General features: G+C 62.3%; 17 protein-coding genes and 1 pseudogene. 14 read left to right on the top strand and 4 right to left on the bottom strand.

From position 1 onward, the window contains the following. Window positions 1-40: 40 nt before the first annotated feature. The 3 genes from ACQB61_RS09190 to erpA all read right to left on the bottom strand — a co-directional run bounded on the left by ACQB61_RS09190 (window position 41) and on the right by erpA (window position 2,427). On the bottom strand, window positions 41-1,027 hold the full coding sequence (locus ACQB61_RS09190; protein ID WP_430512390.1) for an alanine racemase: 987 nt from the start codon (window positions 1,025-1,027) through the stop codon (window positions 41-43). A gap of 184 nt (window positions 1,028-1,211) precedes the next feature. Beyond that, window positions 1,212-1,994, bottom strand: coding sequence for an exodeoxyribonuclease III (gene xth / locus ACQB61_RS09185; RefSeq protein ID WP_430512389.1), 783 nt, complete (start codon window positions 1,992-1,994; stop codon window positions 1,212-1,214). Window positions 1,995-2,076: 82 nt separating this feature from the next. Next, window positions 2,077-2,427: an iron-sulfur cluster insertion protein ErpA gene (erpA, locus tag ACQB61_RS09180; RefSeq protein ID WP_430512388.1), complete on the bottom strand. Its 351-nt coding sequence runs from the start codon at window positions 2,425-2,427 to the stop codon at window positions 2,077-2,079. 195 nt (window positions 2,428-2,622) lie between these two features. On the opposite strand from erpA, the pseudogene ACQB61_RS09175 reads away from it, so the two are divergent. The 5 genes and pseudogenes from ACQB61_RS09175 to ACQB61_RS09155 all read left to right on the top strand — a co-directional run bounded on the left by ACQB61_RS09175 (window position 2,623) and on the right by ACQB61_RS09155 (window position 8,624). Continuing rightward, a pseudogene (locus tag ACQB61_RS09175) lies at window positions 2,623-3,842 on the top strand (deoxyguanosinetriphosphate triphosphohydrolase). Between the two features lie 80 nt (window positions 3,843-3,922). Beyond that, window positions 3,923-5,689 (top strand): arginine--tRNA ligase, encoded by a 1,767-nt coding sequence (gene argS / locus ACQB61_RS09170; protein WP_430512387.1) that lies wholly within the window; start codon window positions 3,923-3,925, stop codon window positions 5,687-5,689. Between the two features lie 81 nt (window positions 5,690-5,770). Further along, window positions 5,771-6,025, top strand: a complete 255-nt coding sequence (locus ACQB61_RS09165) for a hypothetical protein (RefSeq protein WP_430512386.1) — start codon at window positions 5,771-5,773, stop codon at window positions 6,023-6,025. Then, on the top strand, window positions 6,022-7,599 hold the full coding sequence (locus ACQB61_RS09160; protein WP_430512385.1) for a hypothetical protein: 1,578 nt from the start codon (window positions 6,022-6,024) through the stop codon (window positions 7,597-7,599). The genes ACQB61_RS09165 and ACQB61_RS09160 overlap by 4 nt, the downstream gene beginning before the upstream one ends. A gap of 77 nt (window positions 7,600-7,676) precedes the next feature. Further along, window positions 7,677-8,624 carry an SPOR domain-containing protein gene (locus ACQB61_RS09155; protein WP_430512384.1) on the top strand — a complete coding sequence of 316 codons (948 nt, stop codon included), beginning with the start codon at window positions 7,677-7,679 and terminating at the stop codon, window positions 8,622-8,624. Between the two features lie 66 nt (window positions 8,625-8,690). Here ACQB61_RS09155 and ACQB61_RS09150 read toward each other — a convergent pair whose 3' ends face one another. Further along, window positions 8,691-9,383 (bottom strand): alpha/beta hydrolase-fold protein, encoded by a 693-nt coding sequence (locus tag ACQB61_RS09150; protein WP_430512383.1) that lies wholly within the window; start codon window positions 9,381-9,383, stop codon window positions 8,691-8,693. A 124-nt stretch (window positions 9,384-9,507) separates the two neighbouring features. On the opposite strand from ACQB61_RS09150, the gene ACQB61_RS09145 reads away from it, so the two are divergent. The 9 genes from ACQB61_RS09145 (at window position 9,508) to serS (ending at window position 16,582) form a co-directional block, all read left to right on the top strand. After that, window positions 9,508-9,714 carry a hypothetical protein gene (locus tag ACQB61_RS09145; RefSeq protein WP_430512382.1) on the top strand — a complete coding sequence of 69 codons (207 nt, stop codon included), beginning with the start codon at window positions 9,508-9,510 and terminating at the stop codon, window positions 9,712-9,714. 120 nt (window positions 9,715-9,834) lie between these two features. Continuing rightward, window positions 9,835-10,857 (top strand): beta-N-acetylhexosaminidase, encoded by a 1,023-nt coding sequence (nagZ, locus tag ACQB61_RS09140; protein WP_430512381.1) that lies wholly within the window; start codon window positions 9,835-9,837, stop codon window positions 10,855-10,857. A gap of 40 nt (window positions 10,858-10,897) precedes the next feature. Beyond that, window positions 10,898-11,704, top strand: a complete 807-nt coding sequence (locus tag ACQB61_RS09135; protein WP_430512380.1) for a segregation and condensation protein A — start codon at window positions 10,898-10,900, stop codon at window positions 11,702-11,704. Then, window positions 11,694-12,353, top strand: a complete 660-nt coding sequence (gene scpB, locus ACQB61_RS09130; RefSeq protein WP_430512379.1) for an SMC-Scp complex subunit ScpB — start codon at window positions 11,694-11,696, stop codon at window positions 12,351-12,353. Before ACQB61_RS09135 ends, scpB begins: the two co-directional genes overlap by 11 nt. After that, window positions 12,350-13,495 carry an ABC transporter ATP-binding protein gene (locus tag ACQB61_RS09125; protein WP_430512378.1) on the top strand — a complete coding sequence of 382 codons (1,146 nt, stop codon included), beginning with the start codon at window positions 12,350-12,352 and terminating at the stop codon, window positions 13,493-13,495. Before scpB ends, ACQB61_RS09125 begins: the two co-directional genes overlap by 4 nt. A 136-nt stretch (window positions 13,496-13,631) precedes the next feature. Continuing rightward, window positions 13,632-13,868 carry a twin-arginine translocase TatA/TatE family subunit gene (locus ACQB61_RS09120; protein ID WP_430512377.1) on the top strand — a complete coding sequence of 79 codons (237 nt, stop codon included), beginning with the start codon at window positions 13,632-13,634 and terminating at the stop codon, window positions 13,866-13,868. A 38-nt stretch (window positions 13,869-13,906) separates the two neighbouring features. Further along, window positions 13,907-14,428: a Sec-independent protein translocase protein TatB gene (gene tatB, locus ACQB61_RS09115; RefSeq protein ID WP_430512376.1), complete on the top strand. Its 522-nt coding sequence runs from the start codon at window positions 13,907-13,909 to the stop codon at window positions 14,426-14,428. Then, a complete protein-coding gene (gene tatC, locus ACQB61_RS09110; RefSeq protein ID WP_430512375.1) occupies window positions 14,425-15,213 on the top strand; it encodes a twin-arginine translocase subunit TatC in 789 nt (262 codons plus the stop codon). Before tatB ends, tatC begins: the two co-directional genes overlap by 4 nt. A gap of 82 nt (window positions 15,214-15,295) precedes the next feature. After that, on the top strand, window positions 15,296-16,582 hold the full coding sequence (gene serS, locus ACQB61_RS09105; RefSeq protein WP_430512374.1) for a serine--tRNA ligase: 1,287 nt from the start codon (window positions 15,296-15,298) through the stop codon (window positions 16,580-16,582).

Below are 16,582 nucleotides of genomic sequence, written 5' to 3'. Positions count from 1 at the left end.
CAAGTTATGCGTAAAATGCATATCTGACGCATTCAGCCATTCACCAACCGTTGACGCGCGGCCACCAGCCGGTCAGGTTTCCGTTCTCGATCATGTGATAGCCTTCGTAGGCTGCTGCCGTCATGCAGGCGTGATTGGGCAGAACCCGGAGACGGGAGCCGACAGGATAGGCAGCAAGATCAACCGGCGAGCCGTCGAGGCTCGTGACATAACCGTGCTCCTGGCTGACGCCCTTCACATGCAGTCCCTCCGCCAGCGAACCATCTTCGCGCCACAGTAAACCGTAGCCGCAGTCGTTTGCCTGAATGGCGCAAGAGCGGTCCTTTGACAGTGCAAGACCGCCCGCATCGATAATCAGACGGTTGAGATGCGGTGCGTGGCTGACGACCGTGGTGAGCACAGTCATGGCGATGTCTTCCAGCCGGCAGACACCCAGATTGGCCTGGAAAACGTCCTGGAACATGTAAACCCCGGCGCGCACTTCGCTGACACCTTCCAGGGACAGTCCCTCCCGGGCGGTTGGGCTGGATCCGACGGAAACGATGGGGCAGGAGATGCCTTCAGCCCGGATAGCTTCTGCCGCCGCAACGGTGATGCGGCGCTCCTGTTCGGCCATGGCAATGATGCCGGCCATGTCCTTCGCGCTGTAGCTGTCGCCGCCATGGGCCATGACGCCAGCCAGCGTCAGGTGAGGGGCTGCAGCAATGGTGCGGGCAACGCCGAGAATCCGTCCGTCACCGGGCTGCAGGCCGGTGCGGTGGTGGTCCACGTCGATTTCAAGGAACACCCGCAGCCTCGGGCCCTCAAGCTTCATCTCCGCCAGCGCCCTTGCGCCATCCAGAGTGTCGAGGCAAACGGCCACATTCGCCCCGGCCCGGTTCAGCCGCATGATCCGCTCCACCTTCTGTGGCACGATCGAGAGCGTGTAGAGCATGTCGGAGAGGCCATAACCGGCGAAATACTCCGCCTCCTTCAGCGTCGAGACCGTCCATCGGTCCGCGCCGAGGGCCGCTGCCGCGCGGGCCACATCGATGGACTTGGCCGTTTTCAGATGCGGCCGGAACTTTGCCCCTTGGCCGCGACGCGGCCCGCCATCTCCACGAGGTTTGCCTGAAGGATCGACCGGTCAAGCAGCAGGCAGGGTGTTTCAAGGTCAGCAAACATGGCAGGGCTTCCGGCAGATGGCTGAGAGGAAACGTGTGCGGTGTGGCTCAGGCCGCGAGATCGACCCAGACAGGGACGTGGTCTGAAGGCTTTTCCCAGCCGCGCACGTGTGCGTCGATACCGCAGCCGCGCATCAGATCGCTCGCCTGCGGTGACAAAAGGATGTGGTCGATGCGAATGCCGTTGTTCCGCTGCCAGGCACCGGCCTGATAGTCCCAGAAGGTGTAGGTTTCGGCGGCATCCGTCGAGGCGCGCACGGCTTCGGTGAAACCGAGATTGAGCAGGCTGCGGAACCGGCTGCGGCTTTCGGGCTGGAACAGCGCGTCTCCCAGCCAGTCTTGCGGATTGCGCGCATCCTTTGGTTCCGGGATAACGTTGTAATCGCCCAGCAGCAGGAAGGGCGTTTCTTCGGCCAGGCGCGTGCGGGCATGGGCGATCAATCGGTCCATCCAGCGCAGCTTGTAGGGGAATTTTTCCGTGCCTAGCGGGTTGCCGTTGGGCAAATAGAGGCAGCCAACGCGCAGGGCGCCGCCATCTGTCGAAATGGTTGCCTCTATGTAGCGGGCCTGCTCGTCGCTGTCATCGCCCGGCAAACCGCGCTGGATATCCTCAAGCGGCTGGCGCGACAGGATGGCAACACCGTTGAAGCCCTTCTGCCCATGAGTTGCCACGTGATAGCCCAGCTCCTCGAAAGGCGCGGAAGGAAAGGCCTCGTCCACCGACTTGATTTCCTGGAAGCAGGCAATGTCCGGCTTTGCCTCGGAGAGCCACTGCAGCGCCGTATCGATGCGGGCCTTGACCCCGTTGATGTTCCAGGTGGCGATCTTCATCCCCGCAGCCCGTCCTTCTGCCGATCTCATGTTTTCAGGCTGACAGTGTTAGCAGGCGTGCGGGGGATGGCCAGACAGTGCCTCAGATCGTGAAGCTCGTGCCGCAGCCGCAGCCGGCGACAGCGTTGGGATTGCGGATCTGGAAGGACTGGCCCATCAGGTCATCGATGAAATCGATCTCCGAGCCTTCCATGTACTGGAGCGATACCGAATCGACCAGGACCGTTGCGCCGTCGCGCTCGATCACCAGATCATCCTCCTCGCTGGCGGTGACCACGTCATACTTGTACTGAAGGCCCGAGCATCCGCCGCCTTCGACGCTGACGCGCAGCATGGAGCCGGGCGCTTCGCCGGAGAGAATCTTTGCAACACGGCGGGCGGCGCGGGCGCTCAGGGTGACCGGAGTTGCGGCTTCCAGGGTGTCTGTGCTCATGATTTCGGCTTCCATCAAGGGGGCGGCGCTGGATTTCTGAAGGAAAATGGCCATATCCAGCCATTCACAGGGTGTCATCACAGTTGCGCCTTGTCTTGACTAATAGGTATGTACGCATTGGGCCTGCGTCAATTGCAGAAGCGCAAGGTCAGGAATGCCGTCCGGTACGGTCTGCTTGCAGGTGGGGTAATTTGAATGACAGTAGCGAGCCTTGGGTATGGGGCACAGGCACGGGCCGTCTATGCGCAGGATCCGGCGCAGAGTCTGGGGCGTCTTCATCCTGAGCCGGAGAGCCCGACGCGCACGCCCTTCCAGCGCGACCGCGACCGCATCATCCATTCCACGGCTTTCCGCCGCCTGAAGCACAAGACGCAGGTTTTCGTCTATCACGAGGGCGATCATTACCGCACGCGTCTGACCCACACGATCGAGGTGTCGCAGATCGCCCGTGCGCTGGCGCGTGCGCTGCGGCTCGACGAGGATCTGGCCGAATGTCTGGCGCTTGCCCACGACCTTGGCCACACGCCCTTCGGGCATGAGGGCGAGGATGTCATGCATGAATGCATGGCGCCTTATGGCGGCTTTGATCACAATGCCCAGTCCTTGCGCGTTGTTACCTCGCTTGAGCACCGCTACGCGGAATGGGACGGGCTGAACCTCAGCTGGGAAACGCTGGAAGGCCTTGTGAAGCACAATGGCCCGCTGGTGGACGCCTCCGGCGCGCCGCTCGGCAAGTTCAAGGACAGCGTTCTGCCCTTTGCCATCCGCAGCTATGCGGAAAAGCAGGATTTGCGGCTCGACAGCTGGCCAAGCGCAGAGGCGCAGGCCGCCGCGATTGCCGATGACATTGCCTATGACGCTCATGATCTCGATGACGGGCTGCGGGCGCGGCTGTTCAACATTCAGGACATTGCCGAAGTGCCGTTCCTGGCGGATATCCTGCAGGAAGTGGATTCCGCTACCCGGGGCTGGATGAGCCGCGGCGTATCCATGAGATCGTCCGCCGTCAGATCACCCGTATGGTGGAGGATGTGATCCGCGAGGGGATCCGCCGCTTGCGCGAGCTGCAGCCGAAGAGTGCCGAGGACATCCGCAGGGCAGGGCATGCGATGGTGGAGTTTTCCGCCGAAATGAGCAAGGCCGAGAAGGAAGTGAAGCGTTTTCTCTTTGCCCGCATGTACCGGCATCCGGATGTGCTGTCGGTGCGCAAGCTGGTGGCGCGTATCACGCGCGAGCTGTTTGCTCACTACATGGCCACGCCTTCCGATATGCCGCGTGAATGGGCCGCTGGAACCAGCGGTCTTGCGCCGGAGGCCCTGGCACGGCGTGTCTGTGACTTCATTGCAGGCATGACCGACCGCTATGCCATCGAGGAACACCGCCGTCTGTTTGACGATACACCGGATTTGGGCTAGGCCCCGCCGCAAGACACGCCACGGCCTGCGCCGGGGCACACACGACATTCCTTTTCAAGACAAGCCAGATTGGCCACACGATGAACATCTTTGCTGAATTCACCACCCGGGTGCAGGCTGCCGTTAAGGCGCTCGATCTTCCCAGCCCCTTGAGCGATCAGGACCTTGCCCGCATCACCGTGGAAAGCCCCCGTGACCCAGCCCATGGCGACCTTGCCACCAATGCTGCGATGGTCCTGTCCAAGCAGCTCGGCATGAAGCCGCGTGATCTGGCCGACCAGATTTCAGCAGCTCTTGCCAAGGATGCGGAAGTTGCCGAAGTCAGTGTTGCAGGTCCCGGCTTCATCAATCTGCGCGTCAAGCCTGTGGTGTGGCAGCGGATTCTGGGCGCTGTCGTCAGCGGCGGCCTGAGCTTCGGCCGCTCCGCACTCGGTGGCGGGGCCAAGGTCAACGTGGAGTATGTTTCGGCCAACCCGACCGGTCCGATGCATGTGGGCCACACGCGCGGCGCGGTCTTTGGTGATGCGCTGGCCAACCTGCTGGCCTATGCCGGTTATGAGGTGACCCGCGAATATTACATCAACGATGCGGGCTCGCAGATCGACACGCTCGCCCGCAGCGCCTTCCTGCGCTACCGCGAGGCTTTGGGCGAGGATATCGGCGAGATCCCGGCCGGCCTCTATCCGGGCGACTATCTGAAGCCGGTGGGCGAAGAGCTGGTGAAAGCCCACGGCAAGGCTCTGCTTGAAATGGGCGAGGAAGCAGCTCTGCCCATCGTCAAGGAAGCGGCGATTTCGGGCATGATGGAGCTGATCCGCGGCGATCTGAAGCTGCTCAACGTGCATCACGACGTCTTCTTCTCCGAGCGCACCCTGCATGAGCGCAATGCAGCCGGAGAATCACCCATCGATCACATGCTGGATGTGCTGCGCGGCCGTGATCTCGTCTATGAGGGCACTCTGCCGCCGCCGAAGGGGCAGCTGCCGGAGGACTGGGAAGACCGCGAGCAGACCCTGTTCCGCGCCACCGGCTTTGGCGACGACATTGACCGGCCGCTGAAGAAGTCCGACGGCTCCTATACCTATTTCGCTGCAGACGTTGCTTATTTTCTGTCGAAATACGAGCGCGGCTTCAAGGAGATGGTCTATGTGCTGGGTGCCGACCACGGCGGCTATGTGAAGCGTCTGGAAGCGGTCGGCAAGGCCATTTCCGGTGGTTCTTCCGAGGTCATCGTGCGGCTCTGCCAGCTGGTGAAGCTGTTCCGGGCGGGTGAGCCTGTGCGCATGTCCAAGCGTGCCGGTGACTTCGTTACCCTGCGCGATGTGGTGGAGGAAGTGGGCCGCGATCCGGTGCGTTTCATGATGCTCTTCCGCAAGAATGACGCACCGCTCGACTTCGATTTCCAGAAGGTGACCGAACAGTCAAAGGACAATCCCGTCTTCTACGTGCAGTATGGTCATGCCCGTTGCTGCTCTGTGCTGCGGCAGGCCGCTGAAGAGCTGAAGGGGCAGGATCTTTCGGATGCTGCACTGGCTGCGGTGAGCTACGAAGGCCTGAGTGATTCTGGTGAACTGGAGCTGATCGGCAAACTTGCGATGTGGCCGAAGATGGTCGACGCCGCCGCCGAGGCGCATGAGCCGCACAGAATCGCGTTTTTCCTGCATGATCTGGCAAGTTCCTTGCATGCGCACTGGAACCGTGGCAAGGAAATGCCGCAATTACGTTTTATTAACCCTGAAAATACAGAGTTGACTCTCGCGCGTCTTGCTCTTGTGAGGGCGGTATCTTTGGTTCTTGCTTCTGGGCTTGCAATTCTTGGAGTCGACGCCCCCCAGGAAATGCGCTGAGGCAGGAGAGTGTGTCCGGCCGGGTAATCCCGGATAGCCAGTTGGCCTGGCCGGATGCCATCGGTGGAACGCAACACGAATATGTCTCAACGCTCTGACTTTCCCAGATCCGATTCTGTCCGTGAGGCAGATGCTGCCGCACGGCATACGGACGATCAGCTGGGCGCTGAGGATCCGCTGGTTCAGCTGGCGCGCATCGTCAATCGCAATCGTCCCGCATCTTCAGAAACTGGTGGCGACTATTTCGCAGCGCTTGATCAGGATGATCTGCTGCGGGGGCGCTGGACCAGCCCCAGGCTGCCGGGCATGCCGCCTATGGTGGTAACGAAGACTTGAGCGCCTACGGCCAGCCGGAGAGCGATGCTGGCGCTGAGGTTTGCTCAGGTGCTGAGGCCTACTCTGGCGCCGGATCTTACGCGGACGAGCCGTACGAGGCCTATGCCGCGCAGCCGGATTATGGCGATCCGGCCCAGCCCCAGCCTGCGGATTTTCATCTGGAAGATCCTTATGGCACTCCGCGCAGCGAGGAAAGTGGCTATCCCGAGGTCGTGGCGCAGCCTTTTGTTACGCCGGATCTGCGCAGCGGTGGTGATCCCTTGCGCTATGAAGAGGCCGAGCCAGCGCAGTATAGCCCGTCCGTTGAAAGCTACAGCTTGCGCGGCTCCTCTGGCCTTCAGCTGGATGAGGATGCCTTTGCGTCTTCGCTGGCTGCGGGTGACGGGAGCTATTACGCCGGTGAGGGCGCTCAGGAGAGTGCTGATGCCGGGCAGCGTCCGGGCCTGAATCTGTCTCTCGATCCGCAAGACCTTGCAGGCTATGCCGTGGACGACGCGGCCATGGATGGTGACGAGGTTTACACAAGCCAGTCTTATGACGCGTCAACCTATGCTGACGCAGATTACACGGACGGCGGTGTCTATCCGGAAGAAGAGACCTATTCGGAAGAAGCCTACTCGCCTGAGGACTACGCCGGGAATCAGAACGCCTTGCGCGGGTCCTTCGATCAGGGAGGCGGCTTTGACTTTGCTGCCAGCCTTGAGCAGGGGCTTGAGGGTGAGCTGCAGGCCGCCTTCGACGCCGCACCTCAGGAGCAGAGACCGGCGCAGCCTGCCTCTTCCTTTGCTGGCTACGGCGAAGAAGAGCGTGATTCTTCCGATCGTGCTGCCGCGACAGGCTCAATGGCTTCAGGTCTTTCGGCTGCCCTTGCCGGGTCGCTGGTGTCTGCGTTGAGCGAAGAGGCTTCGTCTGCTGGCGGGAAGTCTGCGGAGCGGACTTTCAAGCCGCGCGCAACACCTCAGATTCCGCAGGCGAAGACCGAGCCTTCGCACAAGCCCGCCAGTGCGCCGTCCTACGGCGGCTATGACCCCGAGGCACTTGCGGCTGCACCCCAGCCGAGCAAGGCGGCCACCGCCGCAGTTCCCTTCGTGCCGGATGCAACACAGCCCTGGCCGTCGCTGGCGTCTGAGGCGGCCGTGCGCAGTGCTAAGGAAGCTTCGGCCAGTTTTGCCGAACTGGACGATCTCGTCGGATCTTTGTTCAACGACGAAAGACTGCAGAAGGCCCGCGAGCCCGAGCAGATGTCCTCCAGCCTTGATGCCGCCGATATTGATGACATGGCCTGGCCGGATGCCTTGCGCAATCTTCCGCGTGATGCCGGTCCTGTCGAAGATAATCTGTCTGAAGGCGACATTGCCGATATCTTTGCCCAGAGCCGCCCGCAGGCTCAGCAGCTGCCGTTGCTCTATGATGAGGACGAAGCGCCGCCCCTCCGGGTGGCTACGATCTTGATGCGGTTGCCCGCGCCATGCAGGAAAGTGATCCGACGCTTGCGGGCGCCGGCATCCTTCCGCCGCATTCCTCATCTGAAGAGCACGCCGCTCCGCACGCTGGTAACAGCCGCCGCGGCCTGAAAATCGCCGCTGCTGTGATTGGCGTGGCGGTTGTGGGAGGGGCTGCGTTTGCGCTGTTCGGGACGGGACGCTCTTCCGTGCCAGATGGCCCGCCACAGGTGATTGCAGGGCTCGAAGAGCCGCTGAAGACCTATCCCGAACCTGCTGAGAGCGGCGCCAGCCAGCCAGCCAAGCTCATTTATGACCGTGTGGGCGGAGAGCCTGCCGATGGTGAGCGTTTGGTCGTGCAGGACAGCCCGGAACCGGCCGAACTTCCTCCGGCACCGGTTGACGGCTCTGCGTCGGATCTGACGCCTGGGGCACCGAAGCGCGTACGTACGCTTGTGGTGCGGCCCGACGGGACGATCATCAACGGCACCTCGGGCGCTGAGGCCGCCGGGGCGGGGACCGTAAGGACCGTTTCGCCCACACCGGCGGCGCAAGCCCCGGCCTTGGAAACGCCAGGGATGCCTGAAGCAGCTGGCGTGCTTGCTCCTGTCGCGACCCTGACGCCTGCGCCGGGTGCCGGGCAGCCCGCTGAAGCTCTGACGCCGGTAACCCCGGAGGAACAGCGAGCAGCGGATGCAATTTTCAAGGGAGCATCTCCGCGCGTGAAACCGGCTCCGGGAGCGCAGGTTGCTGCTGTTCAGCCGCAGCCCGTTCCGGCCCAGCCCTCTTCTCCGCAGCCTTCCAATTCCGGCCCGCTGAACCTGACCCAGCCAGCAGCGCCCCAGCCTGTTGCGGCTCAGCCCACTCAACAGGCGCCGGCCACAACTCCGGCAGCGTCGTCGATCGCGCCGGGAACCTATGTGGTGCAGGTGACGTCGCAACGCAGTCAGGAACAGGCGCAGACTGCCTACGCAGCCCTTCAACGCCGGTATCCGTCGGTACTAGGCGGGCAGACACCGGTGATCGAACCGATCGAGATTGAGGGCCGCGGCACGTTCTACCGCGTGCGCATTCCGGCCGGGTCCAAGGATGCTGCCGATGCGCTCTGCGGGAGCTTGCAGTCTGCCGGTGGCGATTGCTTCGTCCGCCGCAACTGAGGCAGGCACTCAAATGAAAAAAACGCCGGTCATCTGACCGGCGTTTTTTTGTTAAACTGCAAGGCCTTACATCAATGCCTTTACAAGGTGAGGCAAGCTGCGCTCCAGTCTGTAGTCGATGGAAGAGTGGTTGTCCGGGAACTCCTCATAGACATGCTGCACGCCCCTTGCGGTCAGCGTCTGGTGCAGGCGGCGGGCGCCGTAGAGGAGATTGTACTGGTCGACATCGCCGCAATCGATCCACAGCGCCTTGAGGCTTGCAAGCGCGTCTATGTGCTGCGTGACAATTTGTGCAGGGTCATGTGCCAGCCAGTTGGCCCAACGCTCGGGGATGAGTTCACATGTACTGGAGGTGACGGGCAGACGGATGCCGCAGAAACAGTCAGGGTCCGGATCATAGCTTGCGGCCATGGCGAGTGCCATGAGCACATGCATGTCGGAGCCAGAGAATTTCGGTCCTGCCTCAAAGTCTGTGATGAAACGCTCCACCGACCCGCCCTTGCGCGCCAGCGCGCGCAGCACGCTGGGCATGTCGGGCAGGTAGCACAGCTCGAAAGCCATGTCGCCTGAATGACAGGCGGCGGCAGACCAAACATTCGCATGCCGCATGGCATGGACAATGGCGCCATAGCCACCGGATGATTTGCCGAAAAGCCCACGCCGGCCAGCACCGCCGCAGCCAAATCTGCCCTCGACAGCGTCCAGCATTGGCCCTGTCAGATATTGCGCCCACAGACCCATTGCAGCCGAGATCGACATACTGGTTGCCGCCCAGCCGGGTGAAGCAGTCTGGCATGGCTATGACAACCGGAGGCAAGGTGCCGTCCTCGATCATGCGGTCCAGCCGCTCGGGCAGGTTCTCGCCGAAATTCTTCCAGGCGGCATGCCCAGGACCCGATCCGGTGAAGCCAGCCAGATCCACGAGAAGCGGAAGCCCCTTGCCATCATGGCCATGTGGCACGTAGACGATGACCTCGCGCTCTGCCGGATCGCCCAGGAGATTGGCTGCCAGCAGGGGACTTGCGACCGTGAGGCTGTGAAGACTTCCCTTGGGTGTATCGTGGCGCTTGCGCATGATGGCATCCTGTGATTGGCACATGGGTCTCGGGACATGTTTATGAGCCAGGTGGACGAAGGGTGCAAATCAGCCCTTTGTGCGGCCTGACAGATCCGGGTGCTTCCTGTGGAAGGGCACCCGCAAAGGTGTTTGATGACGAAGGCATTCATCACGGGCTGTGCGGGGCTGAAACTTTCGGAGGAAGAGCGCGCCTTTCTGGCTGCGGAAGACCCTTGGGGGCTCATTCTCTTCCGCCGCAATTGCGAGAGCCGCGAGCAGATCAGTGCCCTGACCGCCGCCTTCCGTGAGGCGGTTGGCCGCACGGACGCTCCCGTGCTGATCGACCAGGAAGGCGGGCGGGTGCAGCGCCTGCGCCCGCCGCTCGCCCCGTCCTATCCGCCTGCGCGCCGCTTCGGGCAGCTTTATGAACTTGACCGGGAGAAGGGCCTGCGTGCAGCTTTTCTGGGGGCGCGGCTCATCGCCCATGATCTTGCCGGCCTAGGCATCTCCGTTGACTGCATGCCCGTGCTGGACGTGCTGTTTCCGCAGACCGTTGATGCCATTGGTGACCGGGCCTATGCGGATGAGCCGGAGACGGTGGCCGTGCTTGCCCGGGCCGCTTGCAGCGGGCTGCTGGCGGGCGGCGTGCTTCCGGTGATCAAGCATCTTCCCGGCCACGGGCGGGCGGAAGTGGACAGCCATCTTGAGCTGCCCCGCGTGCGGGCACCGCGTGCCGAGGTGGAAGCGGTGGACATGCTGCCTTTCCGCAAGCTTGCAGATCTGCCTCTTGGCATGACCTGTCATCTGCTGTTCGAGGATATCGATCCGGATCACCCGGCCACTCAGTCCAAGATCATCATTGAAGAGGTCATCCGCCGTCAGATCGGCTTTGACGGCGTGCTGATGAGTGACGATCTTTCCATGGAGGCTCTGGGCGGCGATATTGGCAGCCGGGCGGCGAAATCCTTTGCCGCCGGCTGTGATCTTGCGCTTCACTGCAACGGCGATCTGACCGAGATGCAGCAGGTGGCGGCAGTTACGCCAGTCCTTCAAGGTGCCAGCCTTGCCCGGTGCGAGAGGGCTCTTGCCATGTGCCCGGCGCCGGAAACAGGATTCGATGCGCATATGGCGCGGACGGAAATGGATGAACTGCTGAACGGTGCAGGGCTGGTTTGAAGCTGCATCAGCCTGAGCCTGAGCTTGAAGGAAACGGCAGATGGTGACACAGCCGGACTTTCTGGAAGGCCCGCCCATCGACAGCGAGCGGGCGGTGTCCGACCCGCAGCTTGTTGTGGATGTGGACGGTTTCGAAGGCCCGCTCGACCTTCTGCTGACACTGGCGCGTGGCCAGAAGGTGGATCTCACCCGCATTTCCATTCTTGCGCTGGTGGAGCAGTATCTCGCCTTCGTTTCCGAAGCCCACAAGATGCGGCTGGAGCTGGCGGCCGACTATCTGGTGATGGCGGCATGGCTTGCTTATTTGAAGTCGCGGCTGCTGATCCCTGAACAGAAGAACGAGGACGAGCCGACGGGCGAGGAACTGGCCGCAGCGCTTGCCTTCCGCCTGCAACGGCTGGAGGCGATGCGCAATGCGGCGGCAGCGCTGATGGCCCGCAACCGGCTCGGCCGGGATGTGTTTGCACGTGGCGCTCCGCAGCAACTCGCCGTGCAGCGCAAGAGCGTCTGGACCGCGACCATCTACGAGCTTCTGACCGCCTATGCAGCGCAGCGCCAGCGTCAGTCGGTTACCCATGTGCGGGTGCGGCTCAGAACCGTGTGGTCGCTGCAGGAGGCGCGTGAAATCCTCACGCGCCTTGTCGGCAGCATGGCGGACTGGGCGCCGATCAACTCCTATTTGATGGACTATCTGATGGACGATCAGGAGCGGGCGACCGTTCTGGCCAGCACGTTTTCCGCCAGCCTGGAAATGGTGCGTGAGGGACATATCGAATTGCGCCAGTCTGGGCCATTTGAACCGGTCTATATCAGGAAACGTCAGGAGGGCGGCCGCGATGGCGAATGAGATCGACCGGGATGGTCTGCGCATGGTGGAAGCGCTGCTCTTTGCATCTGCCGAGCCGCTCGCACGGGATGATATTGCCGCCCGTCTGCCGCAGGGCATGGATGTGGATGGGCTCCTGTCCGAGCTGAAGCGCCATTATGCGATGCGCGGCGTCAATCTGGTACGGGTGGCCGGAAAGTGGGCCTTCCGCACAGCCGAGGACCTGGCCTATCTGTTGCAGCGTGAGGCCGTTGAGCAGCGCAAGCTCTCGCGCGCCGCGCTGGAAACCCTCGCCATCATTGCCTATCACCAGCCTGTAACCCGGGCCGAAGTAGAAGAGATCCGCGGCGTTTCAACCAACAAGGGGACGCTCGACGTGCTGATGGAAACCGGCTGGATCCGCATGCGCGGCCGCCGCAGGACTCCGGGCCGGCCAGTGACCTACGGCACCACGGATGCCTTCCTCGACCATTTCGGGCTGGAGGTCATTGGAGATTTGCCGGGTCTTGAGGAGCTGAAGGGGGCAGGGCTGCTCGACAGCGCCATCCCGGCCAGCTTCCATGTGCCGATGCCTGACGATTCGGATACCCTTGCCCCGGATGAAGATCCGCTGGAGACGGGGGAACTGTTCGACTTCGAGCAGCTTGAGGAAGAGGAACCGCAGCAATGAGCGTAACTGCCCTTAAGGAACGGCCCGAAAGCGGTGACACACCCGGCTGGGGCGCTCGCGGCACGGCGGGGGCGGCTTTTGCAGCGGGGCTCGCCTTTGAGAATGTCTTTCATGCCTATGATGGCGTGCCGACGCTCCACGGGGTCAGCCTTAGCATCGAGCCGGGAGAGATCCTCTGTCTTCTGGGCCACTCGGGCTGTGGCAAGACAACGCTGATGCGTATCGCTGCCGGCGTCGAGCCACAGACCTCCGGGCGCGTACTGATCAATGGCGAGGAAGTCGCTGGGCCTGCGCGCTTCCTGCCGCCCGAGAAGCGCGGTGTCGGGCTGATGTTTCAGGACTACGCGCTGTTTCCGCATCTGACCAATCGGGAGAACGTGATGTTCGGCCTGACGCAGCTGAGCCGGGACGCGGCCCGCGCGGTGGCCGGGCAGATGCTGGCGCGGGTGGGGCTTGCGGGCTATGCAGATGACTATCCCCATTCCTTGTCCGGAGGCGAACAGCAGCGCGTGGCGCTGGCCCGCGCGATTGCGCCGCGCCCCGGAATCCTGCTGATGGATGAGCCGTTCTCGGGCCTCGACAGGCGTTTGCGCGATGATGTGCGCGAGGAAACCCTGATGATCCTGCGCGAGACGCGTGCGACCTGCATCATGGTGACGCACGATCCAGAAGAAGCGATGCGCATGGGTGACCGGATTGCGCTGATGCGGCGCGGGCGCCTGGTGCAATTTGGCACGGCGCGGGAGCTTTATCTCGCGCCCAAAAGCCGGTTTGCCGCCCGCTTCTTCTCGGAGGTCAATGAACTGGAGGGGACGGCGACGGAAGATGGGCTTGAATGTGCCCTGGGCCGCCTGGCGCTGGAGCCCGAGCGGTGCCTGCCTGCCGGCACAAAACTGGACATTTGCGTGCGCCCCGAGGGCGTGATCCTTTCCGGCGCTGAAGGCAAAGGCTGCAAGGGCCGCATACTCAGCCGCCGGTTCATCGGAATGGCGGATCTGGTGCTCGTGGATGTGGAAGGACTGTCCCAACCCCTGAAAGCGCGGTTGCGCGGCGACGAGGGGCTTACTGCAGGTTCTGATGTGAGTGTGGAGCTTGATCCAAGGGACGTACTTGCCTTTGCCAAAGAGACAGTAACCGACTAGAAGGAGCTTGTGGGACCACCTTCCGGGCCCCACATCTCCTGAGTTCTGGCGCTTGGTGGACAAGCGCCCTGCGCCAGGGGCTAGGGTGCACGAGGGCAGGGCATTGCGTATCTGACCCGCATTGGGAGTTCTGGGAATGAGTATTGGTATCTGGCAGCTGCTTATCATCGCAGTGATCATCGTCCTGCTCTTCGGGCGTGGTAAGATCTCTGACCTGATGGGCGACGTCGCCAAGGGCATCAAGAGCTTCAAGAAGGGCATGGCCGAGGATGACACGGCCGAAAAGGCTCCCGAATCGTCCAAGACCATCGAACACAAGCCGGCCGATCCGGTTGCTGCCGACAAGGCTCAGGACCAGTCCAGGGTCGGCTGATCCGTCAGTTGCTTTGTCGCTAGGGATGGCGGTTATTCATGTTCGATATCGGATGGGCTGAGCTTCTGGTGATTGCCTGCGTGGCGATTATTGTGGTCGGCCCGAAAGACTTGCCGCGGATGCTGCGGACCTTTGGTCAGATCGTTGGCAAAATGCGGCGGATGGCGAACGAGTTCCAGTCGACCGTCAATGACGCTATCCGTGAGGCTGAGCGTCAGGCCGACATTGACGACATGCGCAAGGCTGCCGATGCTGCCTCGAACTTCAATCCTCTTGGTGACCTGAAGAAGGCGATTGAAGGGGACCGGGCAGCCGGCAAGGATGCCGCAACGCAAGCTTCAACTTCTGACGCTGGCGCTCCCGTATCGCCTCCGGTTCCTGTTTCCGCCGCGAGTTCGACGGAAGAACAGCCGCTGGCCGTTCCCGTGACGGGGCCGCAACCGCCCGTGTCAAAGCTTGAGCCCCAGTCTGAGCCGAAGTCTGAACCAAAGCCTGAGCAAGCTCTGGCCACCTCAACTGACGGGCAGGCGGCACCTGCTTCCCAGGACAAGACAGCATGAGCCAGGACGACATCGACGCCTCCCGGGCGCCGCTCATCGAGCACCTGATCGAGCTGCGCTCCCGCCTGCTGAAGTCGGTCATCGCCTTCATCATCATGTTTGTCGTGTGTTTCTACTTCGCGACGGACATCTACAACATTCTGACGGTGCCCTATCTCAAGGCCGTTGGCACCACCAAGCATGTTGAGATGATCTTCACGGCGCCGCAGGAGTGGTTCTTCACCCAAATGAAGCTGGCGCTGTTCGGGGCGCTGTTCCTGTCGTTTCCGGTGATTGCATCACAGATCTACATGTTCGTGGCGCCGGGACTCTACAAGAACGAGCGGCGCGCATTCTTGCCGTTCCTTGCGGCCACGCCGGTTCTGTTCCTGATGGGTGCCTGCCTCGTCTACTTCTTCGTCATGCCCATGGCGATGGGCTTCTTCCTGTCGATGGAACAGGCTGGCGGCGAGGGCAAGGTGGCCATTCAGCACCTGGCCAAGGTGAGCGAGTATCTGGGGTTGATCATGACCCTGATTTTCGCCTTCGGCCTCGTGTTCCAGCTGCCGGTTGTTCTGACGCTGCTCGGCCGCGCCGGTTTCCTGACGTCGCAGACGCTCAAGGAAAAGCGGAAATATGCAATGGTGGTGGCTTTCATTGTCGCCGCCGTTTTGACCCCGCCCGATCCCATCAGTCAGATCGGCCTTGCGGTCCCGACCTTGCTTCTCTACGAAGTGTCCATTCTTTCGGTGCGGATGATCGAGCGCAAGCGGGCCGAAAAGGAGAAGGAAGAAGCGGCGGACTGAACCGTCTCCCGCTTTGCCTTGCCCTTGCCCCTTCCGCCGGTCTGTCCGGGCCGCTTTTCCTGTCTTTCAGCGGAAGCCTGACATGTTCGACATCAAGTGGATCCGGGACAATCCCGACGCCTTCGACAAAGCCCTCGCACGCCGTGGCCTCGACAAGGCGTCCGCCCGGCTCATCGCCCTCGATGATGCGCGCCGCAGCCACATCGCCCGCCTGCAGGAAGCCCAGGAGCGCCGCAATGCCGCCTCCAAGGAGATCGGCAAGGCCAAGGCTACGAAGGACGAGGCAGCCGCTCAGGCGCTGATCGATGAAGTCGCCAAGATCAAGACCTTCATTCAGGAGGGCGAGGAAGAAGAGCGCCGCCTGAACGAGGCGCTCGACAAGGCGCTCTGCGTTATTCCGAACCTGCCTCTGGACGAGGTTCCCGACGGAGACGATGAGAGCGGCAATGCCGTCTACCGTACCTGGGGCGAAAAGCCTGAGCTGAACCTCGGTTTTGCGCCGAAGGAGCATTATGAGCTGGGCGAGGCCAATGGCGGCATGGACTTTGCCGTTGCGGCCAAGCTGTCGGGCTCGCGCTTCGTCGTGCTCAAGGGCCAGCTTGCCCGGCTTGAGCGTGCGCTCGGCCAGTTCATGATCGACCTGCACACTGGCCAGAACGGCTATACGGAAGTATCGCCGCCGCTGCTCGTCAATTCCGAAACCCTCTATGGCACCGGCCAGCTGCCCAAGTTTGAGGAAGACCTCTTCAAGGCCGGTGATGACCACTATCTGGTGCCGACCGCCGAGGTGCCGCTGACCAATCTGGTGGCGGGTGAAATTCTGACGGAAGACATGCTGCCGATGCGCGTCACGGCGCTGACCTATTGCTTCCGCTCGGAAGCCGGATCGGCCGGCCGCGATACACGCGGCATGCTGCGCCAGCACCAGTTCCAGAAGTGCGAGCTGGTGTCGGTCACGACGCCCGAGACGTCGCTGGAAGAGCTGGAGCGCATGCTCGGCTGCGCCGAGATGGTGTTGCAGAAACTTGGCCTGCATTACCGTGTCATGACGCTGTGCACCGGCGACATGGGCTTTGGCTCGCAGAAGACCTATGACATCGAGGTCTGGCTGCCGGGACAGAACACCTACCGCGAAATCTCGTCCTGCTCGGTCTGCGGCGACTTCCAGGCCCGCCGCATGAGCGCACGCCTGCGCCCCTCCGATCCGGCGGCCAAGGGCCTGCGCTATGTGCACACGCTCAACGGCTCGGGTCTCGCAGTGGGCCGCACGATGATCGCTGTGATGGAGAACTACCAGAACGCCGATGGCAGCATCACGGTGCCCGAGGTTCTGCGCCCCTATATGGGCGGCCTCGAGAAGATCGGTTGA

Source organism: Pannonibacter phragmitetus, from assembly GCF_050510895.1.
GTDB classification, from domain to species: domain Bacteria; phylum Pseudomonadota; class Alphaproteobacteria; order Rhizobiales; family Stappiaceae; genus Pannonibacter; species Pannonibacter phragmitetus_B.
This window is presented reverse-complemented; position numbering and strand designations above follow the sequence as displayed.

Excerpts from the sequence above, each read along its gene's own strand:
- xth (WP_430512389.1), bottom strand. The coding sequence starts at position 1,994 with ATGAAGATCGCCACCTGGAACATCAACGGGGTCAAGGCCCGCATCGAT.
- erpA (WP_430512388.1), bottom strand. The coding sequence starts at position 2,427 with ATGAGCACAGACACCCTGGAAGCCGCAACTCCGGTCACCCTGAGCGCC.
- argS (WP_430512387.1), top strand. The coding sequence starts at position 3,923 with ATGAACATCTTTGCTGAATTCACCACCCGGGTGCAGGCTGCCGTTAAG.
- ACQB61_RS09165 (WP_430512386.1), top strand. The coding sequence starts at position 5,771 with ATGTCTCAACGCTCTGACTTTCCCAGATCCGATTCTGTCCGTGAGGCA.
- ACQB61_RS09150 (WP_430512383.1), bottom strand. The coding sequence starts at position 9,383 with ATGTCGATCTCGGCTGCAATGGGTCTGTGGGCGCAATATCTGACAGGG.
- ACQB61_RS09145 (WP_430512382.1), top strand. The coding sequence starts at position 9,508 with ATGCCCAGGACCCGATCCGGTGAAGCCAGCCAGATCCACGAGAAGCGG.
- nagZ (WP_430512381.1), top strand. The coding sequence starts at position 9,835 with ATGACGAAGGCATTCATCACGGGCTGTGCGGGGCTGAAACTTTCGGAG.
- ACQB61_RS09135 (WP_430512380.1), top strand. The coding sequence starts at position 10,898 with ATGGTGACACAGCCGGACTTTCTGGAAGGCCCGCCCATCGACAGCGAG.
- scpB (WP_430512379.1), top strand. The coding sequence starts at position 11,694 with ATGGCGAATGAGATCGACCGGGATGGTCTGCGCATGGTGGAAGCGCTG.
- ACQB61_RS09125 (WP_430512378.1), top strand. The coding sequence starts at position 12,350 with ATGAGCGTAACTGCCCTTAAGGAACGGCCCGAAAGCGGTGACACACCC.
- ACQB61_RS09120 (WP_430512377.1), top strand. The coding sequence starts at position 13,632 with ATGAGTATTGGTATCTGGCAGCTGCTTATCATCGCAGTGATCATCGTC.
- tatB (WP_430512376.1), top strand. The coding sequence starts at position 13,907 with ATGTTCGATATCGGATGGGCTGAGCTTCTGGTGATTGCCTGCGTGGCG.
- tatC (WP_430512375.1), top strand. The coding sequence starts at position 14,425 with ATGAGCCAGGACGACATCGACGCCTCCCGGGCGCCGCTCATCGAGCAC.
- serS (WP_430512374.1), top strand. The coding sequence starts at position 15,296 with ATGTTCGACATCAAGTGGATCCGGGACAATCCCGACGCCTTCGACAAA.